The organism is Nocardiopsis sp. NRRL B-16309, from assembly GCF_001279585.1.
In the GTDB taxonomy this organism is placed as follows: Bacteria; Actinomycetota; Actinomycetes; order Streptosporangiales; family Streptosporangiaceae; genus Nocardiopsis.
In genome coordinates this window covers 1-23,388 of the sequence record NZ_LGEC01000072.1, presented here as the reverse complement: position 1 = coordinate 23,388, position 23,388 = coordinate 1, and the positions used below count along the sequence as shown (strand labels likewise).

22 protein-coding genes are annotated in these 23,388 nt (G+C 73.2%); 16 read left to right on the top strand and 6 right to left on the bottom strand.

Annotated features, from left to right (window positions below; all coding sequences use genetic code 11):
• Positions 1–109 precede the first annotated feature (109 nt).
• The 5 genes from ADL05_RS13780 to ADL05_RS13760 all read left to right on the top strand — a co-directional run bounded on the left by ADL05_RS13780 (position 110) and on the right by ADL05_RS13760 (position 5,521).
• Positions 110–1,066 carry an ABC transporter substrate-binding protein gene (locus ADL05_RS13780; RefSeq protein ID WP_053617350.1) on the top strand — a complete coding sequence of 319 codons (957 nt, stop codon included), beginning with the start codon at positions 110–112 and terminating at the stop codon, positions 1,064–1,066.
• A gap of 16 nt (positions 1,067–1,082) precedes the next feature.
• Positions 1,083–2,726, top strand: coding sequence for a thiamine pyrophosphate-dependent enzyme (locus ADL05_RS13775; protein WP_053617349.1), 1,644 nt, complete (start codon positions 1,083–1,085; stop codon positions 2,724–2,726).
• 189 nt (positions 2,727–2,915) lie between these two features.
• Positions 2,916–4,118, top strand: coding sequence for an RNA-guided endonuclease TnpB family protein (locus ADL05_RS13770; protein WP_053617442.1), 1,203 nt, complete (start codon positions 2,916–2,918; stop codon positions 4,116–4,118).
• A gap of 122 nt (positions 4,119–4,240) precedes the next feature.
• The gene (locus tag ADL05_RS13765; RefSeq protein WP_231640741.1) at positions 4,241–4,678 is read left to right on the top strand and encodes a hypothetical protein; all 438 of its coding nucleotides are present in this window, start codon (positions 4,241–4,243) and stop codon (positions 4,676–4,678) included.
• Positions 4,679–4,822: 144 nt separating this feature from the next.
• A complete protein-coding gene (locus ADL05_RS13760) occupies positions 4,823–5,521 on the top strand; it encodes a metal-dependent transcriptional regulator (protein ID WP_082376376.1) in 699 nt (232 codons plus the stop codon).
• 38 nt (positions 5,522–5,559) lie between these two features.
• Here ADL05_RS13760 and ADL05_RS13755 read toward each other — a convergent pair whose 3' ends face one another.
• Together ADL05_RS13755 and ADL05_RS13750 are read right to left on the bottom strand one after the other, a co-directional pair.
• Entirely contained in the window at positions 5,560–7,188 is a 1,629-nt protein-coding gene (locus ADL05_RS13755) for an alkaline phosphatase (protein ID WP_053617347.1), read from the bottom strand.
• Positions 7,189–7,457: 269 nt separating this feature from the next.
• Positions 7,458–8,024, bottom strand: a complete 567-nt coding sequence (locus ADL05_RS13750; RefSeq protein ID WP_053617346.1) for a pyridoxamine 5'-phosphate oxidase family protein — start codon at positions 8,022–8,024, stop codon at positions 7,458–7,460.
• A gap of 337 nt (positions 8,025–8,361) precedes the next feature.
• Here ADL05_RS13750 and ADL05_RS13745 point away from each other — a divergent pair, with 337 nt between their 5' ends.
• The 4 genes from ADL05_RS13745 (at position 8,362) to ADL05_RS13730 (ending at position 12,154) form a co-directional block, all read left to right on the top strand.
• The gene (locus ADL05_RS13745) at positions 8,362–8,847 is read left to right on the top strand and encodes a MarR family winged helix-turn-helix transcriptional regulator (protein WP_053617345.1); all 486 of its coding nucleotides are present in this window, start codon (positions 8,362–8,364) and stop codon (positions 8,845–8,847) included.
• Positions 8,848–9,022: 175 nt separating this feature from the next.
• Complete coding sequence (locus tag ADL05_RS13740; RefSeq protein WP_053617344.1) at positions 9,023–10,279, top strand: MFS transporter; 1,257 nt, start codon at positions 9,023–9,025, stop codon at positions 10,277–10,279.
• 161 nt (positions 10,280–10,440) lie between these two features.
• Positions 10,441–10,983: a hypothetical protein gene (locus ADL05_RS13735; RefSeq protein ID WP_231640740.1), complete on the top strand. Its 543-nt coding sequence runs from the start codon at positions 10,441–10,443 to the stop codon at positions 10,981–10,983.
• Positions 10,984–11,299: 316 nt separating this feature from the next.
• Entirely contained in the window at positions 11,300–12,154 is an 855-nt protein-coding gene (locus tag ADL05_RS13730) for an alpha/beta fold hydrolase (protein ID WP_053617342.1), read from the top strand.
• Positions 12,155–12,191: 37 nt separating this feature from the next.
• On the opposite strand, the gene ADL05_RS13725 is transcribed toward ADL05_RS13730, so the two are convergent.
• Together ADL05_RS13725 and ADL05_RS13720 are read right to left on the bottom strand one after the other, a co-directional pair.
• Positions 12,192–13,580 (bottom strand): dicarboxylate/amino acid:cation symporter, encoded by a 1,389-nt coding sequence (locus ADL05_RS13725; protein WP_053617341.1) that lies wholly within the window; start codon positions 13,578–13,580, stop codon positions 12,192–12,194.
• Between the two features lie 212 nt (positions 13,581–13,792).
• Positions 13,793–14,665 (bottom strand): AraC family transcriptional regulator, encoded by an 873-nt coding sequence (locus ADL05_RS13720; protein WP_053617340.1) that lies wholly within the window; start codon positions 14,663–14,665, stop codon positions 13,793–13,795.
• A 276-nt stretch (positions 14,666–14,941) separates the two neighbouring features.
• Here ADL05_RS13720 and ADL05_RS13715 point away from each other — a divergent pair, with 276 nt between their 5' ends.
• On the top strand, positions 14,942–16,072 hold the full coding sequence (locus ADL05_RS13715) for a hypothetical protein (protein ID WP_053617339.1): 1,131 nt from the start codon (positions 14,942–14,944) through the stop codon (positions 16,070–16,072).
• Between the two features lie 75 nt (positions 16,073–16,147).
• Here the strand turns inward: ADL05_RS13715 and ADL05_RS13710 are convergent, their stop codons facing one another.
• Positions 16,148–17,125, bottom strand: a complete 978-nt coding sequence (locus ADL05_RS13710; RefSeq protein ID WP_053617338.1) for an exonuclease domain-containing protein — start codon at positions 17,123–17,125, stop codon at positions 16,148–16,150.
• 207 nt (positions 17,126–17,332) lie between these two features.
• A complete protein-coding gene (locus ADL05_RS13705; protein ID WP_053617337.1) occupies positions 17,333–18,277 on the bottom strand; it encodes a saccharopine dehydrogenase in 945 nt (314 codons plus the stop codon).
• Between the two features lie 69 nt (positions 18,278–18,346).
• On the opposite strand from ADL05_RS13705, the gene ADL05_RS13700 reads away from it, so the two are divergent.
• The 6 genes from ADL05_RS13700 (at position 18,347) to ADL05_RS13675 (ending at position 23,328) form a co-directional block, all read left to right on the top strand.
• The gene (locus tag ADL05_RS13700; protein WP_053617336.1) at positions 18,347–18,997 is read left to right on the top strand and encodes a TetR/AcrR family transcriptional regulator; all 651 of its coding nucleotides are present in this window, start codon (positions 18,347–18,349) and stop codon (positions 18,995–18,997) included.
• A gap of 47 nt (positions 18,998–19,044) precedes the next feature.
• Positions 19,045–19,821: a tyrosine-protein phosphatase gene (locus ADL05_RS13695; RefSeq protein ID WP_053617335.1), complete on the top strand. Its 777-nt coding sequence runs from the start codon at positions 19,045–19,047 to the stop codon at positions 19,819–19,821.
• A gap of 207 nt (positions 19,822–20,028) precedes the next feature.
• Positions 20,029–20,979 (top strand): metal ABC transporter substrate-binding protein, encoded by a 951-nt coding sequence (locus ADL05_RS13690; RefSeq protein ID WP_053617334.1) that lies wholly within the window; start codon positions 20,029–20,031, stop codon positions 20,977–20,979.
• A 1-nt stretch (position 20,980) separates the two neighbouring features.
• The gene (locus ADL05_RS13685) at positions 20,981–21,727 is read left to right on the top strand and encodes a metal ABC transporter ATP-binding protein (protein ID WP_053617333.1); all 747 of its coding nucleotides are present in this window, start codon (positions 20,981–20,983) and stop codon (positions 21,725–21,727) included.
• The gene (locus tag ADL05_RS13680; protein WP_053617332.1) at positions 21,715–22,602 is read left to right on the top strand and encodes a metal ABC transporter permease; all 888 of its coding nucleotides are present in this window, start codon (positions 21,715–21,717) and stop codon (positions 22,600–22,602) included. The genes ADL05_RS13685 and ADL05_RS13680 overlap by 13 nt, the downstream gene beginning before the upstream one ends.
• A gap of 123 nt (positions 22,603–22,725) precedes the next feature.
• Entirely contained in the window at positions 22,726–23,328 is a 603-nt protein-coding gene (locus ADL05_RS13675; protein ID WP_053617331.1) for a bifunctional 2-polyprenyl-6-hydroxyphenol methylase/3-demethylubiquinol 3-O-methyltransferase UbiG, read from the top strand.
• The last annotated feature ends 60 nt before the right edge of the window (positions 23,329–23,388 follow it).

Below are 23,388 nucleotides of genomic sequence, written 5' to 3'. Positions count from 1 at the left end.
CGTTCGCAAAACGTACACCTTTGGGTCGTCGTGGAAGCGCGCGCCACCCCCGCCGGTCCCCGGCCGCGGGCGCGACACCCCCGACCGCCGACCGACTCAGGAGCGACACATGCGTCCACACGTGAGCGCCCTCGGCGCCGCCACCGTCCTGCTCCTCGCCACGGCCTGCGGCGGTGCGGGCCAGGACGGGACCGGCGACGGCGAACTGCGCGAGGTCACCGCCGGAGCCATCCCCATCGTCGACGTCGCACCCCTGCACCTGGGGGTGGAGCAGGGGTTCTTCGCCGAACGCGGCATCGACCTGGCCATCGAGCCCGGCTCGGGCGGCGCCGCCGCCATCCCCGGCGTGATCAGCGGCAACTTCGAGTTCGCCTTCGGCAACGTCGTCTCCCTGATGGTCGCCCGCGACCAGGGCCTTCCCCTGAAGGTCTTCTCCAACGGCGTGGCCACCAACGGAGAGCAGGGCGCCGACTTCAGCGGCGTGTTCGTCCTCGACGACAGCCCCGTGGAGACCGCCGCCGACCTGGAGGGCCTCACCGTCGCCGCCAACAACCTGCTCAACATCGGCGACACCACCGTCCGCGAGTCCGTGCGCCAGGCCGGCGGCGACCCCTCCACCGTCGAGTTCGTCGAGATGGCCCTGCCCGACATGGCCCCCGCCCTGGAGAACGAGCAGGTCGACGCCGTCTGGCTGGTCGAGCCGTTCACCACCATGGCCATCGAGGCCGGCCACCGCGAGATCGCCTCCAACTTCGTGGACACCCACCCCGAACTGACCGTGGCGACCTACTTCACCTCCGAGCAGATGATCGCCGAGGAACCCGAACTCATCGACGACCTGGACGCCGCCCTGCGCGAGTCCCTCGCCTACGCCGAGGCCAACCCCGACGAGGTCCGACGGATCGTCACCACCTACACCGAGATCGACGAGGAACTCCTGGGCGAGGTCCGGATGCCCCGCTGGCCCGCCGAGGTCAACGAGGAGTCCATCGGCGTCCTGGCCGACCTCATGGTCGAGGACGGGATCGTCGACTCCGAGCCCGACCTGGCCGCCCTGTACCGCTGACCCCGGGAGCCACCACGTGCCCGACCACCACCGGTCCCCCGAGACGGTCCGCGACCACACCCTGCGGCTCCTGCGCGAACTCGGCCTGACCACGGTCTTCGCCAACCCCGGATCCACCGAGGTCCCCTTCCTGGTGGACCTGCCCGACGACATCGACTTCGTCCTCGGCCTGCACGAGGGCTCCGTCGTGGGCATGGCCACCGGCTGGGCGCTGGCCCGCGAGCGCCCCGCTCTCGTCCAGCTGCACACCACCGCCGGGCTCGGCAACGCGGTCGGCGCACTGGCCACCGCCCGCGTCAACCGCGCCCCGCTCGTGGTCCTGGTCGGCCAGCAGGACCGGCGCCACCTCGCCCACGAGCCCTTCCTGGCCGGACGCCTGGAGGGCCTGGCCGGGGACTACCCGGTCGCCGTCCACCAGCCGGTGCGCGCCCAGGACGTGCCCGGGGCCGTGGCCCGCGCCCACCACGAGGCGGTCCAGGGCCGCGGACCCGTGCTCGTCGTGGTGTGCATGGACGACTGGGACCGGCCGATGGACCCCGACCAGCCCCGCGCGGCCCCCGCCCGGGTGGCGCGCCCGCTGCACGTGGCCCCCGACGACGCGGCCGCCACCGAGATCGCCGCCTTCCTGGACGGGGCGCGCTCCCCGGCGCTGGTCGTGGGCGCCGGAGCCGACAGCGCGCCCGCCTGGCGGGCCCTGACCGGCCTCGCCGAACGGCTGCGCGCACCGGTCTTCCAGGAGAGCTTCGGAGCCCGCGCCGGCTTCCCCCAGGACCACCCCCTCTTCGCCGGCCACCTTCCGGCCGAGCGCTCCAGGCTGCGCGCGGCCCTGCGCGGGCACGACGCCGTCCTGGTGGTCGGCGCCCCCGCGCTGCGCCAGTACATCTACGCCGAGGGGCCCCTCCTCGACCCCGGAACCCAGTTGGCCATGGTCGGTGAGGATCCCGGCGAGGCCCACCGCGCTGCGGCCGACCTCGCCGTCATCGCTCCCGTGGCCCCCTTCACGGCCGCGGTGGCCGCCCTGGTGGAGGAGCGTCCCGACGCTCCCGCGCCGATCCGCACCGCCCCGGCGGCGGACCCGGAGGTACCGGCTCCGCCCGCCGAGGGAGAACCCCTGCGCGCGGCACACGTCCTGGCGGCGCTGGCCGAACGGATCGCGGCGGACACCGCCGTGGTCGAGGAGACCCCCTCCAGCCGGCCGCGGCTGCACCGCCTGCTGCCCGCCCGGGCGCCCCTGGGATTCCTGTCGGCGGCCATGGGCGGCCTGGGCTTCGCCCTGCCCGCGGCGACCGGCCTGCGCATGGCCGACCCGGCCCGCCCGGTGGTGGCGGTGGTCGGCGACGGTTCGGCGCTCTACCAGGTCCAAGCCCTGTGGAGCGCCGCCCGCTACCGCGTCGGTGTGCTCTTCGTCGTGCTCTCCAACGGCCGCTACGCCGTGATGGACCGCCTGGCCGAGCACGGCGGCGGCAAGGCGCCCTGGCCCGGCTTCCCCGAGGTGTCCCTGGCCGCGCTGGCCCGCGGACTGGGCTGCCCGGCCGTGGAGGTCGCCACGCACGCCGAGCTGTGCCGGGCGCTGGACGAGGCCACCGCCGGCCTGGCCCAGCGCGACACCCCGCTGCTCCTGGACGTCACGGTCGCCCCCGATCCCGACTTCGCCCCCTGAACGGGGCCCGGGGAGTCGGCCACCGCCACCACGAAGGGAAAGAGAACGCATGCCACCCATGTCACTGCCGCCCTTTCGCGCCGACCACGTCGGCAGCCTCCTGCGCCCCGTTCATGGGATTTGAACTCGCGCCAGCCCGTCCAGGCGAGCGGTCCCGGTCTGTCGTAGGCGGGTGCGATGGTGCGGAACGTGCAGCTCCGATACCAGTACCGCCTCTACCCGGACGGGGACCAGCGCGCCGCGCTGACCCGGTTGTTCGGGTGTGTGCGGGTGGTGTTCAACGACGCTTTGGAGCGGACCGCTCCGGTCAAGGCGTCCAACAAGCTGCTCGGATCCCCGAAGGCGAGGACCGCTGAGGGCCCCTACCAGCGAGTGCCCAAGAACACCGAGTTGTCCAAGGCCCTGATCACCCAGGCGAAGCAGACCCCCGAACGCACGTGGCTCTCGCAGGTGTCGGCGATCCCGCTCCAGCAGGCGTTGCGGGACCTGGACAGGGCGTGGGCGGCCCACGAGGACTCCAAGACCGGAACACGCAAAGGACCGAAGGTGGGTGCACCCCGGTTCAAGTCCCGCCGCGACAACCGCCAGTCGGCCCGGTTCACCGCCAACGCCCGGTGGAGGATCACCCCAGCGGGGAAGCTGTCCCTGCCCAGGGTCGGGGACGTGAAGGTGAGGTGGTCGCGGAACCTTCCCTCGGCACCGACCTCGGTCACCGTGATCAAGGACGCCGCCGACCGGTACTTCGCCTCTTTCGTGGTGGAGACGACCGCCGACGAGATGCTGCCCGAGACGACGCCCGAGGTCGGGATCGACCTGGGTCTGACCCACTTCGCGGTCCTGTCGGACGGGACCACAGTCACCAACCCGAGGTTTCTGCGCCGCGCTGAACGCAAGCTCAGGAAGGCCCAGCGGGACCTGTCCCGCAAGGCCAAGGGGTCCAACAACAAGGAGAAGGCCCGCCACAGGGTCGCCCGCGCGCACGCCGGGGTGGCCGACGCGCGTAAGGACTTCCACCACAAGCTGTCCACCACGCTGGTACGCGAGAACCAAGCAATCCACGTGGAGGACCTGTCGGTGAAGGCCTTGGGGCGCACCCGTATGGCCAAGAGTGTGCACGACGCCGGATGGTCGGCGTTCGTGAACATGCTGGAGTACAAATCCTTCCGGTACGGGCGCGTCTTTTCGAAGGTGGGCCGTTGGCTGCCCTCCTCGCAGACCTGTTCGGAGTGCTGGGCCGTCGACGGGCCCAAACCGTTGCACGTGCGCGAATGGACCTGTAAAGCGTGCAAGACCATCCACGACCGGGACGTGAATGCGGCCCGTATCGTCCTGGCGGCCGGACGGGCCGACAGGAAGAACGCCTGCGGAGGGACCGTAGGACCAGCCGCGTGACGGCTAGCGGGACCCGGCGAAACAGGAACCAGCGAACGCCGTGAGGCGCGAGCACCACCTGCCTGCGAGGGCGGGTGGCAATCCCCATCGATCACGACGGGGGAGGACGTCAAATCCGACAGATGAACGCGGCGCTGGCCGACCGCCCCGAGGGGATGCGGGTCACCACCCACATGTGCCGGGGCAACTTCCGCTCCTCCTGGGTGGCGCGCGGCGGCTACGACCACGTCGCCGAGGAGCTGTTCAACGAGCTGGCGGTCGACGGGTTCTTCCTGGAGTTCGACGACGAGCGCTCGGGCGGGTTCGAGCCGCTGCGCTTCGTCCCCGAGGGCAAGTTCGTCGTCCTGGGCCTGGTCACCACCAAGCGGGGCGAGCTGGAGAGCAAGGACGAGCTCAAGCGCCGGATCGAGGAGGCCGCCCGCCACGTGCCGCTGGAGCAGCTGTGCCTGTCGCCCCAGTGCGGGTTCTCCTCCACCTTCGAGGGCAACGACCTCACCTACGACGAGCAGGTCGCCAAGCTGCGGCTGATCGTGGAGACCGCCGAGGAGGTCTGGGGGTAGGTAGGACGCTCCCGATGGCGCGGACCCTCTCGCGCCGACGTCCGGTCCCGGACGCGCCGCGCGAGGGGATCCGCGTCTGAGACCGTCCACAGGCTGCGGAACGGCCATGTTCGACCTGCGACGGCACGCGATACGGTAACGGACATGGGAGACACACCGACACGACCGTCCACGTCGGCGGAGGACTACGTGAAGGTCATCTACGACCTCCAGGAGCGCGGCACCGGCCCGGTGACGATCTCCGGGATGGCCGAACGGCTGTCGGTGTCCAACTCCTCGGTCTCGGGCATGCTCCGCAAGTTGAGCGACATGGGCCTGGTGGAGCACCAGCGCTACGGCGCGGTCAGCCTCACCGAGTCCGGCACCCGGGCCGCGCTCGCGGTCCTGCGTCGGCACCGGCTGCTGGAGACCTACCTCGTCGCCGAACTCGGCTACTCCTGGGACGAGGTGCACGACGAGGCCGAGATCCTCGAACACGTGGTGTCGGACAAGTTCGTCGACCGGATCGCCGCTCACCTGGGCGACCCGGTCGTGGACCCGCACGGCGACCCCATCCCCACCCGCGAGGGCGACATCGTCGAGCGCGAGTCCTTCCTGCTGGCGGAGGCCGAGCAGGGCACCCGCGGCGTGATCGTACGGGTCAACGACACCGACCCCGACCTCCTGCGCTACCTCGCCGACATCGACATCGGCATCGGCATGACCGTGGAGGTCCTCAAGCGCCAGACCTTCGCCGGATCGCTGCAGATCGCCGTGCGCCCCGGCGAGGGCGCGCCCGAGCGGCCACAGGACCTGGGGCTCGTCGCCGCCGAGGCCCTGTGGATCAGCCCGGACGCCAAGTAGGACCCCCGCCGCGGCCGCTCGGCGGGTCCGGCCGGCGGTCAGCCGCGCGGTCGCACGCCGGGGACGCCCTCGTCGATGACGAACCGCGCCAGGTCGCCGATCGGTGCCCCGGGCTCGCTCACGTAGTCCACGACCCGGTAGTCGGCGGTCCACTCGGTGGGCGTGACCACGTTGCGCACGTAGCCGCGCCGGCGGTTGAGGTAGTGGATGTGCGGGTTCTCCCTGAGCTGGACGGCGTCCGTGGGGCGCTGGTCGAGTCCGTCGCCGCCGCTGGTGAAGGACGTGCCCACCAGCTCGGTGGCCACGGTGGCCGAGTCCGGGTCGTCGAAGTCGGCCTTGACGTCGCAGACGTAGTTGGCGTGGACGTCACCGGTGACCACGACCGGGTTGGCGGAGCGGGCGAGCCGGTCGCGGACGCTGTCTCGCTCCACCCGGTAGTTGTCCCAGGCGTCGTCGCTGAAGGCGGTCTCCCCGCCGCCGGCGAAGTCGCGCTGGGAGAAGAAGACCTGCTGCGCCAGCACGTTCCAGCGCGCCCGCGAGCGCGCCAGTCCGTCGAAGAGCCACTCGCGCTGCCGCCGTCCGAGCAGCGTCCGGTCGGGGTCGTCGCGCTCGCCGTCCTCGACCTGGGCGCTGCGGTACTGGCGGGTGTCGAGCAGGTGCAGGTCGACGAGGTCGCCGTGGGAGAGCCGGCGGAACAGCCGCTGGTCCGGCCCGTCCGGGCGCTGGGACGAGCGCAGCGGCATGTGCTCGTAGTAGGCCTGGAAGGCGCGGGCGCGCCGGCGCAGGAACTCCCTCGGGTCCACGTCCGCCTCGTAGGAGGTGTCGTCCGCCCAGTTGTTCTCGACCTCGTGGTCGTCGAAGACCACCGCCCAGGGGAAGGCGGCGTGCGCAGCCCGCAGGCCCTCGTCGGTCTTGTACTGGGCGTGCCTGATCCGGTAGTCGGCGAGCGAGGTGGTCTCGTGGGCGGGGAGGTGGCCGCGCCCGATGGTGCCCTGGCCGCCGCCCTCGTAGATGTAGTCGCCGAGGAAGGCCACCAGGTCCAGGTCCTCCCGCGCCAGGTGGGCTTGGGCGGTGTAGTGGCCCTGGGTGTAGTTCTGGCAGCTGGCGAACGCGAAGGAGAACCGGTCGGGGGAGGAGCCCGGCGCCGGGGCGGTCCTGGTCCGGCCGACCGGGCTGATCTCGCCGCCCGTGCGGAACCGGTAGAAGTAGGTCGCCGCGGGGCGCAGGCCGTTGACCTCCACGTGGACCGAGTGCGCCGCCTCGGGGCCGGTCTCGACCTGCCCGGAGGCGGCGATCCTGCGGAAGTCCTCGTTCTCGGACACCTGCCAGAGCACCCGGACCGGCCGGTCGGGCATGCCGCCCCGGCCGTCCTCGGCCAGGGGGTCGGGGGCCAGGCGGGTCCAGAGCACGACGCCGTCGGGGAGCGGGTCGCCGGAGGCGACCCCGAGGGTGAAGGGGTCGGACACGCGTGAGCGCGCCCGGGGCGCGGTGCCCGCGTGCGCGGCGGGCGCGGCGGCGCCGACCAGGGCGGCGGCGCCCAGGCCGACGGCTCCGCCCACCAGGACCTGGCGGCGGGTCGCGGCGGGCGCGCGGACGGACGCGGTGCGGGCGGAGGGCACGGGGGTCGGGACGGGGGAGCCGTGGGGGGAGGCGACGGTACCGGGCATGCGCGGTCTCCTGAGGTTCGGCGAGGGTCCCGCCCCTCGGCCGGTGGCGAGCGGGACCGTGCTCCATCCGGCCACGGAAGGCGGAACGTCCCAACTACGGCGCGGTGAACGTTTCGACCCGTTGCGTGACGACAAGGTTACAGAAAGTCGCTATTGCCGGACGTGGCGGCACGCGGAACCGCGCGGAGTCGCGCTGTGTCAGCGGGAGGGCACAGCACGCGCCCGGACGGAGTCACCCGCGGGAGCGGCCCGGCGCCCCGCGGCGTCCGTCAGCCCACGGGCTCCGGAGGAACGCCGGGCAGGCCGTCGATGCTGGCGGCGTTGCGGGTGCGCCAGTAGCCGGGGAAGTGGTCGGGGCCCTGGCGCTCGTGGTGGCGGTCCAGCAGGTCGCGTTCCCCGCGCAGGTCCATCAGGGGCACGGAGAAGCCGCAGGAATCGGAGATGCGCTCGACGTCGACCACGATCACCGAGCGCTGGCCGGTCGTGCGCTCCTTGGGGAAGTGCGCCCGCAGGTCGCCGAACTCGGGGTCGGAGGGCAGGACGACCCGGCCGCGGCCGTGCAGGCGCACGATGTCGGGCGGCCCGTCGAAGGCACAGAACATCAGCACGATGCGGCCGTTCTCCCGCAGGTGGGCGATGGTCTCGGTGCCCGATCCCGTGTAGTCGAGGTAGGCCGCCCTGCGCTCGCCCAGGACGGCGAAGGTCCCGCTCATTCCCTTGGGGGAGACGTTGACGTGGCCGTCGCCGGCCAGCGGCGCGGTCCCCACGAAGAACACCGGCTGGGCGAGGAGGAACCGCGCCATCCGGTCGGTGATGGTGTCGAATGTCTTGGCCATGGCCCAGAGTCTTCCACCGTGCACCTCGCGAATGTCAGGCGGGTGTCGGCCGGTCCCCGCGCCATCACCGGCGCGGAGCCGAGGTGCCGCACGCCAAGTCGGCCGGAGAGGCCCGCGACCGGCCACCGCGCGCCGGGGCGGCGCGTGGGGCGGCGACCGCGATCGGCGCGGCCTGCCGGGGGAGCGGACGGTCGGGTGGTGCGGGCGTCCCCGCGGCACCGCTTCGTGCGGCGCCGGCTCCGGGAGCACGGCATGGCCGCCCTGCCCGTCCTGTACCGGCCGGTCTGAGAACCCCGGTTCGACCTGCGCCGATCCCCGGGACCGATACCATCGGCCCATGAACGGGGATGCCGACGACGGCGCGCGTGTACCCGACCGTGAGCTGGTCGAGGGGGCGCTGCGGTACGTCCCCCTGTTGGAGACCTACTACCGGCGCGCGCACACCGAGATGCCCGACGAGCTGCGGCGGCTCTTCCAGGACCACCACCTGACCGCCCGGCACGGCGCCGTGCTGGTCCAGCTCACCCACGACCAGCAGCCCAGTGTGGGAGAGCTCTCGGCCCGCCTCGGGGTGGGGCTGTCCACGGTCAGCGAGATGGTCGGCGACCTGTCCCGGGTGGGCCTGGTCGTGCGCCACCGCGACCCCGAGAACGGGCGTCGGGTGCTGGTGGCGCTCGCCGACGACCACAAGGACACCATGCGCGCGTTCATGGCCAGCCGCGCCGGTCCCCTGCTGCGCGTGTTCGACCGGCTGACCCCGAGCGAGCGCGAGGGGTTCGCCGCGGGGCTGCGGGCCTGGGCCGAGGAGGTCCACCGCGGCTGAGCGCGCGCCGGTGCGCGGGTGCGGCCGTATCCCCTCGCGCCGTCCGGTGCCGGGCGCGTATCCTGACGGCATGCGTCGACGACATTGATCCTCCACACGGTCCGCGGTCCGGGCACGAGGCCCGCCGGGTGCACACCCGCCCCGGTGTCCTCGTCCGCCCGACCGAAAGACCTCCATGCCATCGCTGCCGCCGCGTGCCCCTCGCACGCGTCTGTCCCGCCTGACCCGGCCCGTCTACGCCTACGCCGCGTTCGAGGAGTTCATCCTCCTCTACCCGCTCTACGCCCTGCTCTTCCACGACACGGGCCTGAGCGTGGCCCAGATCAGCTCCCTGTTCGTCATCTGGGCCCTGAGCGGCGTCGTGGTCGCCGTGCCCGCGGGCGCCTGGGCCGACGTGGTCCCGCGCCGCCACCTGCTCGCCGCGGCGCCCCTGCTCGCCGCCGCCGGCTTCACCCTGTGGCTGCTGCTGCCCTCCTACACCGCTTTCGCGCTCGGGTTCGCCCTGTGGGGCGTGGGCGGCGCGCTGTCCTCGGGAGCCTTCGAAGCACTCGTCCACGGCGAGCTCGACCGTCGCGGCGCGGCCGACCGCTACGCGCGCGTGATGGGCACCGCGCGCGCCCTGGGCGTGGCGGCGGTGGGTGCGGCCACCCTGCTCGCCGTGCCCGTCATGGCCGTGGGCGGATATCCCGCGATCGGGGCCGCCAGTGTCGCCGCGTGCGCGCTGTGCTGCGCGGCCGCGCTCGCCCTGCCCGAACACCGCGCCCCTGACACCCGCCCGGAGGGGCCGCGCACCGCGACCGCCCGCTACGCCGCGGCCCTGCGCGGCGGGCTGGCCGAGGCGGCGTCGAGCCGCCCGCTGCGCCGCGCGATCGCGCTGGTCGTGGTGATCACCGCGCTGTGGGGCGTGCTGGACGAGTACGTGCCGCTGCTGGCCGACGAGGCCGGTGTGCCCGCCCGGACCGTCCCCCTGGTCGTGCTCGCGGTATGGACGCTGGTCACCCTCGGGGGCCTGCTCGCGGGCGCCGCCGACCGCCTGCCGCCGATCGGCCTGGCCGTCCTCGCGGCCCTGGCCGCCGTGGCGGTGGGCACCGGCGCCCTGCTCGGATCGCCCGCGGGCTGGGTCCTGCTGGGCCTGGGGTTCGGCGCCTGCCAGACGCTGAGCGTGGTCGCCGACGCCCGGCTGCAGGCACGCATCACCGGCCCCGCGCGGGCCACGGTCACCTCACTGGCGGGCCTGGGCACCGACATCCTCACCGTCTCCGTCTACGGCCTCTACGCCGGCGTGTACGCACTCGTGGGGCACGCGGTGGCCTTCGCCCTGGTCGCGGTCCCCTACCTGCTGGTCGCCCTGTCCCTGGCCCGGGTCCGGCCCCGCGATGACGATGAGGGGGCCGTACCGGGCGGCTCCGGCGCGGCCCGGGTGACCGACTAGGGCGGTGGCCGAGGAGGGCTCGGCCGGGCGGGACCGGCGGTCGTCGAAACGTGTCGCGAACCGTTGGTCCTGCCCGACCATGAGGTTGCTCAAACTTGGTGTTGTCTTTCCCACCCGTTCCATCTGCGGCAAAAAGGCAGGTCATCACGTACGTTGCACGTATGAACTTTATCGGATCGATACCCAAGTCGATGTTTGCGGTGACCTCCGGCGTGCTCCTCACGGGAGGACTTCTCCTGGCCGGCACGGGCCCCGCCGCCGCCGCGTCCGCCAACCAGGCCGCCGCCAACGCCCTCAACGACTCGCTGAACTCCGACATGGCCGGCTACATGACCATCGACCACGTCGCCAACGCCCGTGAGGTCATCGAGGTCGCCAAGGACCGCGACCTGGGCGAGGAGGCGGCCACCATCGCGATCGCCACCGTCATCGTCGAGACCCACCTGGACAACCTGCCCGGCGGCGACCGCGACAGCGTCGGCCTGTTCCAGCAGCGCGACCACTACGGCTCGCACGAGGACCGGCTCGACCCCACCTGGGCGGCCGACGCCTTCTATGACGAGATGGAGTTCGTCTACCCCGACGGCAGCTGGGCCGACGAGCCGATCGGTGACGTGGCCCAGGGCGTGCAGCGCTCCGCCTACCCCGACCGGTACCAGTACCAGGCCGACGACGCCGAGATCATCGTGGACCGCCTCTGGTAGGGGTCCCTCCCAGGACCGTCAGTACGCGTGCGGACCCCGCTCACGCACGCTCGACCATACCCAGCCAAGCCCTGTGGCGGCGCCGAACCCCGGCGCCGCCACAGGCGTCCACACCTGTAGTCGGGCGCTCTCGCGCTCCGACCCACCGCGGCGGGCACGCGCCCGCCGCGCGCTCCGTGCCCGAGGACGGCGGGTCACGGCGCACGACGGGCCGTAGGCGTCGAGGGACCGCCTGCGGCCCGATCGCCGTGTCGGCCCCTTTCCCGGCCCCCGACGGCTGTCGCGCACCTTGCCCGGGTGACTAGCATCGGTTCTTGTGGCACACCAGACGAGGAACACCGCGAACGGTGACGGCCCGCGCACGGCCTCAGTGCGCGGGATCAGCGTCAGTTACACCGACCGTGGAACCGGATACCCCCTCCTGTTCATCCACGGCCACCCCTTCGACCACACCATGTGGGAACCACAGGTCCGAGCGCTGGCCGGCCGCGGCTACCGGGTGATCGCGCCCGACCTGCGCGGCTACGGCCGCAGCACCGTCGTCCCGGGCACCACCACCCTGGACACCTTCGCCCGCGACCTGGCCGCCCTGTTGAACCACCTGGGGCTGGACGTGGTCGGCGTGGTGGGGCTGTCGATGGGCGGCCAGATCGCCCTGGAGCTGTACCGGCTCTTCCCGGACCGCGTCGACGCGCTGGTCCTGGCGGCCACCAACCCGCACGCCGAGACCGAGAAGGGCCGCCGCGCCCGGGCCGAGACCGCCGAGCGGCTGCGCACCGAGGGCATGGGCGGCTACACCGACGACATGCTGGTCGGGATGATGAGCGCCGCCAACGTGCGCGACCTGCCCGCCGTCGCCGACCACGTGCGCGCCATGATGTACGCCGCCCCGCCCGAGGGGGCGGCCGCGGCCCTGCTGGGCCGGGCCCAGCGCCCCGACTACATCCCGCTGCTCAAGAGGATCTCCGCGCCCACGCTGCTGGTGGTCGGCCGGGAGGACGAGTTCACCCCGCCCGACTTCACCGAGTCCATGCACGTGCTGGTCCCCGACTCGTCCGTGGAGATCATCGAGGGCGCCGGCCACCTGCCCAACCTGGAGCGCCCCGACCGGTTCAACGAACTCCTGCGCCGTTTCATGGAGGCCGGACGCCGACGCGTCGCGGGCGGGTGAGCGGACCCGCCCGCCCGCGGTCGTCGCAGCCGGCGGTTCAGGACTCGCCGGGGCCGGCTCCCGTCGGCGGAGCCCCGGCCCGGTCCTGCTCGGGAGCACCGGATGCGTCCGCGCCACCCGCACCGCTGGTGTCGCCGGGAGCGTCCGCGTCCCCGGAGCCGCCCGGGGTCCGCAGCATCCCCTTCTCCGTGGCGGCGACCACACGGGTCACCGTCAGGTCGCCGGTGACGTTGCACATGGTCCGGCCCATGTCGAGGATCGCGTCGATCCCCGCGACCAGGGCCACCGGCCCCATGGGGAGCCCGACCGAGGTGGTGGCCATGGACAGCATCAACAGTCCCGCCCCGGGGACCCCGGCCGTACCGACCGAGGCCAGCACGCCCACGACCACGACCGTGCCCAGCTGGGCCAGGGTGAGTTCGACACCGGCGACGTTGGCGACGAAGACCGTGGCCGCGCCCACGTAGATCGCGGTGCCGTCCATGTTGATGGTGGCGCCCAGCGGCAGGCTGAACCCGTACACGCCCTCGCGGACCCCCATGCGCTCGGCCGCCCGTGAGGTCACCGGCAGCGTCCCGCTGCTGGATCGGGTGACGAAGGCGGTCAGCATGGGGTCCTTGGCCGCGGCGAAGAACCGGCCCACGCCCGCGCCGAACAGCAGGAGAAGGAGCACGTACACGACGATCTGCACCAGGATCGCCAGGTAGACCGCGCCCGTCAGCTCCAGCAGCGGGCGGACGGCGTCAAGCCCGGTCTCGGCCAGCACGAGCGCGATCAGCCCGAACACGCCCACGGGCGCGTACTCCAGGACGCCGCGGATGACCCTGAAGACCAGCTCCACCGCGCCGTCGACCCCGCGCCGCAGGAACACGCCCAGGTCACGGGTCCGCTCGTCGGCGCTGTTGAGCATGAACGTCAGGGCCAGCCCGAAGACGACGGCACCGAACATCACCGCCAGGACGTTGCCCTCGACCAGGGCCTGGAACGGGTTGGCGGGGATGATGCCGAGGAAGGTCTCGCTGACGGCCGGGACCTCGGCCGCCTCCTCGGCCTCACCGGGCATGCGCAACCCGGTGCCGGGCGAGATCGCCAGCGCCAGCAGCAGCCCCGCCATGATCGCGAACGCGGAGGTGAGCAGGTAGAGGGCGAAGACCTTGGCGCCGATCCGGCCCAGCCGCTGGGGCGAGACGGCCGCCACGCCCGCGATGAGCGTGGTGACGATGAGCGGGAGCACGAGCATCTGGAGCAGCCGCAGGAACACCTGTCCCAGGACGTCCAGGACCGGCAGGGCCCAGGCCGCGCCGCCCGACAGGTCGATCGCCAGACCGACGACGACGCCCGCGACCAGGGCGACGGCCAGCTTCCAGATGAGGGGGATGTCGAGATAGCGCCGCCAGAGCGAACGCGGTGCAGCGGTGGAGTCCATGGACCTCGTCGTCCTTCGTCCTCGGGGGAGTGAATGGTCGGTTTATACCGAAGGCCCGGCCGTTGACACGTCACGATCGTGTTGCCGTCCGTGACCACCACCGCCCACACGGCGCCGGGGCTGCCCCGCCGCGCGCGACAGGGCCGCCGGTCCCGGGCCGATTCGCCCGGGACCGGCGGCCCCACCGCCTCCGGCGCCCCGGACCCGCGGTGCTACACGCGCTCGACGGGCAGCCACAGCTCGGCCCGGGCGGCCGAGGGGTCGGCGCCGTCGTCCACGCGCAGGATCGAGGGGCCCTCGACCATGCGGTACCCGGGGTGGGCGGGGAACCACTGGGCGAACGCGTCCGCCCACAGGCGCTGCAGGGACTCCGGGTAGGTCCGCGGCCCCTCATCGGAGGGGAAGACCGCCCAGGTCCCGGCGGCCACCTCCAGGCCGTCCATCCCCTCGGGCACGGCCGCGCAGGTGGCGGCCGCCCGGTAGTAGTCCAGCTCACTGCCCTCGCGGCGCTGGGCGTCGACGTCGTCGGTCACCGACACGACCCCGCGCGGCTCCTGGTCGGACAGCCGCCCGATCTCCTCGTTGGTCGCGGGGTCGATCGCCCGGACGAACGCGGTGATGGCCGCGTTCTCCCCCTCGTACACCAGCGGAACCCGGGCCCGGACTCCGACGAGCCGGAACGCCTCCTTCTCCACGATGCGGTAGCGCACGGCGGAACTCCCTTCGATGGTCAGACGAAACGTCATCCTCGGCTGGGAGGTGAGCACCGCGCCGGTCCGGCGGGCCTGGCCGGGGCCGACGCCGTGCATGGCGCGAAAGGCCCGGGCGAAGGCCTCGGTGGACCCGTAGCCGTAGCGCACCGCGACGTCGAGCAGGCCGTCGTCGCCGTCCACCACCTCCGCGCCCGCCAGGGTCAGCCGCCTGCGCCGCACGTACTCCGACAGCGGCATCCCGGCGAGGGCGGAGAACAGCCGGCGGAAGTGGTACTCCGAGGTCAGCGCGGCCCGCGCCAACTCCGCCACGTCCACCGGCGCGCCGAGGTCCTCCTCGATCATCTCCAGAGCCCGGTTCAACCGGTCCAGCATGGCCCTCTCCTCCCTTGGTCACCACCGACGGTAGAAACGCGTACCCCGCCCGCACCCGACAGTTCGCGACCAGCTCCGATCGGCCACCGCGGGTCACATCCAAGCAGCCCCGGGTCACCGCAGGCCGGTTTCCGGGCAAGTCAGGGACATCCTTGGGCAAGGAGCGTGTCTGGGGCGACGTGGCGTGGGTACCGAAGGCACCATCAGGCCCAGGATGGCCCCCAGGCCGACCCCGAAAAGGAGGTGGCGGGGCGGGGGAGACGCGCCCCGCGGATCATGGACCTTGGTTTTCTGCGACCTCTGTACGAGAGCGACAGCCTGGTCGCCTCGGTGCACCTGGACACCAGCCGCGACACCACCGACGCCGACAGGGCGATCGAGCTGCGCTGGCGGCACCTGCGGGACGAGCTCGCGGAACTGGGCACCGACGAGGCCACACTCGACGCCCTGGCGGAGGCCGTGGTCGAACGCACCTCGCGGGCGTTCGGCAGTCACGGGCAGGCGCTGTTCGCCTCGGAAGGTCAGCTCCTGGACGCGCACACCCTCGCGGTCCCTCCCCAGCGCGACAGTGCGACGTGGATGCCCGTACCGGACGTCCTGCCCCTGGTGGTCGACCGCGACCGCCGGGTCCCCTACGTCCTGGTGGCGCTGGACCGGGTGCACGCGAAGGTGTTCGGCTACCCGGCCCACCCCACGCACGGAGCCGTGTCCGAGGACGAGCTCACCGGTGAGGACACGCGCGGACTGGACGTGGAGACGCGCAGCGGCCCCGGCAACCGCAGCGGCTACAACGGCCGCTTCGCCAACAAGTACGTGCAGCAGGAGCTCTGGCGTGAGAACACCGCCGCGGTGGCCGAGCGCATCAGGGAGGCCGTGGCCCAGGTCGGCGCCGAGGTGATCCTGGTCGGCGGCGACGACGAGGCCATCGCCTACCTGCGCGAGAACCTCGGCGAACGGCGCCTGACCATCCCGGTGCGGCACATTGCGGGGGGCCGGGGCGGCACCGACGCCGAGGACCGGCTGCACGAGGCGGCCGAGCAGGCCCTGCGCGAGTTCGTGGTGGAGAAGCACGACGCCTTCCTGGCCGACTACCAGGAGAAGCTCGCCCACGACCAGGCCGTGAAGGGCACCTACGAGACACTGCCGATGCTGTCGGAGAAGCGTGTGGAGACCCTCGTCCTGGGCGCCGACCGGTCCCAGGAGCCCCATCTGTGGGGTTCGGTCGACGAGCCGAGCATGGTGACGTCCAACCCGTCCAAGCTGGGCGGGCCGGACTCGGTGTTCAAGGCCCCGGCCAGCGCGGTGATGCTGCGCTCGGCGGTGATGGGCCACGCCGCGTTCACCGAGATGCTCGACCACGGGGAGCCCAGCGGTGAGAGCGGGGCGACCCTGCGCTTCCCCAAGTAGCGGCCGGCAGCGCCGCGGTGGCCCCGCCCCGGACGCGGGGCCACCGCGCCCGCGGGCCTCGCGCCCGGCGGGTCCTCAGGAGGCGGCGGTCATGCCCAGGAGTGTGAGCAGCTCCGGCTCGGTGACGAAGTCGATGCGCTGGCCCCGCTCCCGGTAGGTCTCGGCCTGGCGGTGCTTGGCGGTCTTGCCCCCGCCGGCGTTGCCGCCGACCACGAGGACGTCGGTCTTCCTGGTGACGTTCTTGGCCGGATGGCCGCCCGCCTCGGCGACGCGTCGCCACACCTCGGGCTTGTCCATCGACTCCAGGTCACCGGAGACGCACACCGTGCGCCCGTACAGCGGCCCGGCGGGGTCGGCGTCGGGGGAGGCCTGGGGCAGCGGTGTGCGCGAGACCCGCTGGTAGTGGGAGAAGCGGTCCTCGCCCGCGGGCGCCGCGGCGGGAACCGACACGGGCGGCGGCGCGGCGGACGCGTCGACCCGCACGCTCTCCAGCCGGCGCAGCCGCACCCCGGATGCCCGCGCGAGCTCGGGCAGGGACGCGGTGCCGTGCCGCTGCATGGCGGCGATCATGATGTGCGCGGCGGCCTCGGCGTCGGCGTCGGCGCGGTGGTGCCGGGTGATGGTGTGCCCCACGTGGGCGCTCACGGTCGGCAGCCGGTGGTCGGGCAGCTCGCCCCAGGTGCGGCGGGACAGCACCAGCGTGCACGCGTAGTCCCAGGCCGGGTGGGAGAGCCCGCTGATCTCGCTGGCCTGGCGCAGCACGCCCATGTCGAAGGCGGCGTTGTGCGCCACCAGTGGCCCGCCCTCGCTGAACTCGACGATGCGCTCCAGCACCTCTGGCCAACCGGGGGCGCCGACGACGTCGGCCGCGGTGATGCCGTGCACGGCGGTGTTGTGCCGCGAGAAGAAGTCGACCGGGCCCGGCGGGCGGATCAGCGTGGTGAGGCGGTCCACGACCACGCCGCCGCGGACCCGGACCAGGCCGACCGCGCAGGCGCTCGCGCGGTCCTGGTTGGCCGTCTCGAAGTCGATCGCGGTCCAGGCGTCGCCCACCGCTCACCTCCTGATGCTGGGAACCGTGTCGACAGTACCGTCGCGCGGCCCCCGCCGTGACCGGTATCGGATCTCCGGGGAAGGGGCCCGCTCTCATGGCAGGGCCGGTCGTCGCGGGCGGGCCCGCGAGGGGACGAGCGATGCGTGAGGCCACTGGTGTAGGCGAGCGCACACGCGCGGTGCCGCTGGACGGGTCCCGCCACTCGGTCAGCCGGTGCGGTCCGCGCCGCCCACGGTCAGGGGCAGGTCCTCGGGCAGGTCGTCCAGGCGTGCCGTCTCGTGCAGGTGGTGGACGCCGGCGTCCAGGCCCTCCACCAGTGCCGCCGCCCACGCCGTGATGTGCGCGGTGGCCCGCGACTGGCCGTGCCCGTGCGCCCAGCGGCGGGCACGGCCGGCCTGTGCGAGGACGACCCAGGCGTCGGTGCCCAGCGCGTGGATGCCGGTGGCCGCGCGGGAGGCGCCGGGGACGCGCGTGAGCAGGGCGAGCCCGGCGGTGAGCATGCGCGAGTCCAGACCGAACCGGGTGCGCACCGGTCGGCCGAGGTCGCGGGTCAGAGTGTGCTGGTCGCTGAAGTCGGCCCGGTACAGGCGGCGCCGTCCCAGTCCGGGCAGGTCGAAGGCGCGTCCCCGGGTGAGGTTGCGCACCGGCGCTCCCGTGGCGGGGTCGGGGAAGGTGCGGCCGAGCAGCCCCAGGGACCAGGCGGTGGCGGCCTCGCCGTGCTCCTCACCTGCGCCCAGGACCACGGCGAGGTCGAGCGGGTCCCCGCCGGGGGAGTGGTCGTGCACGGCGGCGGCCAGGAGGTTGGTCAGCCCCGGCGCCAGGCCGACACTGAGCAGGACCGGTGAGCGGGGCCGCAGCTCCTCCAGGGCGCGCACGTAGTCCGTGGTGGCGGTGGCGTCGACGAACGCGCAGCCCCGATCCGTTGCCGCCGACACCAGGGCCGGGTCCTCGGCCCCGGAGGCGTTGACGACCACGTCCACGCCGTCGAGCGCGTCGCGGTAGCCGCGCAGGCCGGTCTCGGCCAGATCGCAGGGGCGGTCGGCGCGGCGCGGGTCGCGTCCGGCCGTCGACACGGTGTGGCCCGCCTCACGAAGGGCCGCCGTGGTGAGGGCTCCCACCGCGCCGTAGCCGCCCAGGACGAGTGCGTGCATGTCGCCTCCAAAGTATTTGTAGTATTACTACTATAAATTACTAGCTCCCGACACTTCGGAGGCCCAGCGATGGACGCACCCGCCACCGACGGCCGGGCCGCCCGGTCCCGTGCCACCCGCGCCCGGGTGGCCGCCGCCGCGACCCGGCTGTTCACCGCGCACGGCTACGCCGCGACCAGCATCCAGGCCGTGGCTGGGGAGGCCGGGGTGGCGACGCAGACGGTGTACTACGCCTTCGGCAACAAGGCGGCCGTCCTGAAGGAGGCACTCGACCAGGCCGTGGCCGGGGACGCCGCGCCGGTGGCCACGCTGGACCGGCCCTGGGTGCGCGCGGCGCTGAACGCCCCCGACGCCGGTGAACAGGTCCGCCTGCAGGTGGAGGGGACCAGGGTGGTCATGGAGCGGGTGGCACCGCTGGCCGAGGTCGTGCGTGGAGCGGCCGGCTCCGATCCGGAGCTGGCGGAGCTGTGGCGGACCAACGTCGAACACCGACGCCAGGTGCAGGCGGTATTCGCCGGGGCCTTGGCCGACCGCGGAGCGCTGCGTCCGGGCCTGGGGGTGTCCGAGGCCGCCGACGCCGCGCTGGCACTGCTCAGTCCCGAGGTGTTCACCCTGTTCACGGTGCACAGCGGCTGGACGGCCGAGCGGTGGTGCGCCTGGGCCCGTGACGCCCTGCTGCGCCAGCTCACCGACGTGGCGGACGCTCAGCCCCGCCGGTGACCAGGTGTGCTTGGCGCCCGCCGCGCGAGGCGGTACACCTGACGGTCATGGGCGACGGCAGACAGATCACCTGGGACGGCTTCGTCAACACCCGCGACCTCGGCGGGCTCCCCACCCGTCACGGCGTCACCACCAGACCTGGAGCCTTCCTCCGTTCCGCCGACCCGCGTTTCGTGACGGCCGAGGGATGGCGGGCCGCCCACGCGGCGGGGGTGCGCACCGTCGTCGACCTGCGCAATCCCGACGAGATCCGGCCGGTCACGGGCGATGGCCCCACACGCCCGGTCGGCGCCGCCCAGTTCCCCGCGTCGGCGGCCACCGCGCCGCTGCCACCGGGTCTCGTGCGCGTGGAAGTGCCGTTGGACGACGTCGGGGACGTCGGGTTCTGGCAGGAGATCGACCGCCGAGGGCTGCACGGGACCCCGCTGTACTTCCGTCCCTTCCTCGACCGCAAACCAGAACGGTGCGCGGCGGCGGTCACCGCGCTGGCACGGTCCGGGCCCGGCGGCGTCCTCTTCCACTGCGGGGCGGGGCGCGACCGCACGGGGATTGTCGCCCTGCTGCTGCTCGCCCTCGCCGGGGTCGAGCCCGAGGCGATCGCCGACGACTACGCGTGGTCCGCCGGCGCGCTCGCGCCGCTGTTCGCCGCGCTGGGGCAGCCCGACCAGGGGCCGGTGATCGAGTCCCGCCTGGCCGAGCGCGGTCTGACACCGCGCGGCTGTGTACTCGATGTCCTGCGGGACCTGGACGCACGGTCCTACCTCCTGGCGGCGGGTGTCGCCGAACGCGACCTCGCCCGGCTGCGGGCGCGTCTGCTGGGCTGAGCCGCGCCCGCGGGCGTCAGGCGGGGGGGGCGGGGTCCGCAGGGGGGCGCCAGCAGCGGCGTCCCCTTCCCCGTGCTGCTCGACCGGCAGGGCGGGCGGGAACGCCCGGTGGGGCGGTGGGGCTCCGTCTAGCGTTTCCACATGATCGATCGCGTCAGGACACGCCTGCGATGTGTAAGTTTGGGCCGCTTGTGGTAAAAGTTAGGCGTGCCGAACTTTAGTGATGGTTCCCCTTCAAAACCTTGGTCGGCCACGCTCGCCGCCACCGCCGCGCTCACCCTGGCCGGCACCGCCTGCTCCGCCGCCGCCGGCTCGGACCCGGCCGACGACGGGCGGCCCACGGTCCTGACCACGTTCACCGTGATCGCCGACATGGCCGAGAACGTCGGCGGCGACCGCGTCGAGGTCGCCTCGCTCACCCGGCCCGGCTCCGAGATCCACGGCTACGAGCCCACCCCCGACGACCTCGTCCGAGGCCAGGACGCCGACCTCATCCTGGAGAACGGCCTGGGCCTGGAGGCCTGGTTCGAGCAGTTCACCGCGCGCGTGGACGCCCCCACCGCGCTGCTGACCGAGGGCATCGAGACCATCCCCATCGCTTCGGGAGAGTACGAGGGCGAACCCAACCCCCACGCGTGGATGTCACCCGACAACGCCCTGGTCTACGTCGACAACATCCGCGACGCCCTGACCGAACTCGACCCCGAGGGCCGCGACCACTACGCCGAGGCCGCCGAGGCCTACAAGGACGAGATCGGCGAGGTCGGCGCCTACCTGGAGTCCGAACTGGCCGCGGTCCCCGAGTCCCGCCGCGCCCTGGTCACCTGCGAGGGCGCCTTCCCCTACCTGGCCCGCGACGCCGGACTCACCGAGCGCTACCTGTGGCCGGTCAACGCCGAGACCGAGCCCACCCCCCAGCAGATCGCCGCGGTGACCGAGTTCGTCCGCGACAACGACGTACCGGCCCTGTTCTGCGAGAGCACCGTCAACGACGGCACCCAGCAGGCCGTGGCCCGCGAGACCGGCGCCGCCATGGGCCAGACCCTCTACGTCGACTCCCTGTCCGAGGGCGGCGGCCCCGTCCCCACCTACCTCGACCTGCTCCGGTACGACGCCGAGGCGATCGTCGCCGGGCTGACCGAGAGCACGGGAGGCTGAGATGACCGCGGCCATCGAGGTCACCGGCGCCACCGTCCGCTACGGTGACGTCCTGGCCCTGGACGACGTCGGCCTCACCGTCGCCCCCGGCCGCGTCTGCGGACTGCTGGGCACCAACGGCTCCGGCAAGTCCACCCTGTTCAAGACCATCCTCGGCCTGGTTCCCGCCGAGAGCGGGCGGGTCCGCATCCTCGGGCACACCGGCACGGCCGCCCGGCGCCGCGGACTGCTCGGCTACGTCCCCCAGGCCGAACAGGTCGACTGGGCCTTCCCCGTGCGCGTGCGCGACGTGGTGATGATGGGCCGCTACGGACACGTGGGGCCGCGCCGCCGGTCCCGCCCCGCCGACACCCGGGCCGTCGAGCACGCCTTGGCCCGCACCCACCTCACCGACCTGGCCGACCGCCAGATCGGCGCGCTCTCCGGCGGTCAGCGCAAACGCGCCTTCGTGGCCCGCGCCATCGCCCAGGAGGCGGACGTCCTGCTCCTGGACGAGCCCTTCGCCGGGGTCGACAAGCGCTCGGAGGCCACCATCACCGAACTGCTGCTCCAGCTGCGCGACGGCGGCCGCACCCTGCTGGTGTCCACCCACGACCTGGCCCAGGTGCCCGCCCTGTGCGACGAGGCGGTCCTGCTCCAGCGCCACGTCATCGCGCGCGGCAGCCCCGAGGAGGTCCTGCGCCCCGAGACCCTCATGGCCGCCTTCGGCGTCCGGGCCCAGGAGGAGGGATCGCCGTGGACACCCTGATCACCGGCGTCGTGGACTGGTTCACGGTGCCCCTGCAGTTCGAGTTCGTCCAGCGCGCGCTGCTGGTCGCCGTCGTCGCGGGCGTGGTGTGCGCGGTGCTCTCGTGCTGGATGACCCTGGTGGGCTGGTCGCTGATGGGCGACGCCGTCTCCCACGCCGTCCTGCCGGGTGTCGTGCTGTCCTTCCTGTTCGGCCTGCCCTTCGCCGTGGGAGCCCTGGTCTTCGGCGCCGGGTCGGTGGCCCTGATCGGCGTGGTCAACCGCACCTCGCGGGTCAAGGAGGACGCCGTCATCGGGGTGGTGTTCACGACGATGTTCGCCCTGGGGCTGGTCCTGGTCTCGCGCGTGCCCAGCCAGACCGACCTGGGCCACATCCTCTTCGGCAACGTCCTGGGCGTCTCCGACGCCGACATCTGGCAGGTCCTGGTCCTGGCCGCCGTGGTCCTGGCGGTGGTGTGGTTCAAGCACCGCGACCTGACCCTGTACGCCTTCGACCCCGTCCACGCCCACGCCGTGGGCATCAACCCGCGCCTGCTGGAGACACTGCTGCTCGGCCTGCTGTCGGTGACCGTGGTCGTGGCCCTGCAGGCGGTGGGCATCATCCTGGTGGTGGCCATGGTCATCATCCCCGGCGCCACCGCCTACCTGCTCACCGACCGGTTCGAGCGGATGCTGGCCATCGCCGCCGCCGTGGCCGCGCTGGCGGCCGTGACCGGGGTGTACGCCAGCTTCCACCTCAACGTGTCCACGGGCGGGTCGATCGTTTTGGCCCAGGCCTCGGCGTTCACGCTGGCCTACCTGTTCTCGCCCCGCCAGGGCGTGCTCCGGCGCCGCCGGATCCGTCGCCCGCGGCCCCGGGCGGCCACGGCGTCCTAGGCCACGGGCCTCGCACCTCTTTGCTGTTGTGGCAAAGAAGTGTGCCAGAGGGGGGCGGTCGCGGCAGATTGGCAGGCGAGGCGGTCACGCGGCCGCATCGAACCGCCACGGAGGACGAGGACCATGGACGCCCGGTACTGGGACGAGAAGTACGGCCAGCGCGAACAGCTCTTCAGCGGCGACCCCAACGGCGTGCTCGTGAGCGAGGCCGCCGATCTCGAACCCGGGCAGGCCCTCGACGCGGGCTGTGGTGAAGGCGCCGACGCCCTCTGGCTGGCCCGTCGAGGATGGCTGGTCACCGCGGTCGACATCTCCCTGGTCGCCCTGCGCCGCGCCGCCGAGGCGAGCGCGGACCTGGCCGACCGGGTGGCGTGGACGCGGGCCGACCTGGCCGCCGTGCCGCCGCCGGCCGGCGCGTTCGACCTGGTCTCGGTCCAGTACGTCCCGTTGCGCAAGCAGCCGGACCACACCGGGCTGCGCGGCCTGCTGGCCTCCGTCGCCCCCGGCGGCACGCTGCTCGTGGCCGGCCACGACCTCACCGACCTGCCGCCGCACCACGAGAACGGCTTCGACCCCGCCGCCTTCTACGAGCCCTCCGACATCGCCGAGCACCTGGGCGGGGACTGGACGGTCCTGGTCGAGGAGACCCGTGCGCGCACCGCGCCCGCACCGGCGGGCACGCACCACACCCACGACACCGTCCTGCGCGCCCGGCGCGAGCGCTAGGCCGGGACGGGTCCTCCGGTGTCCGTGCCGCGCGTCACCGGCCGCGCAGGGGCCCACGCG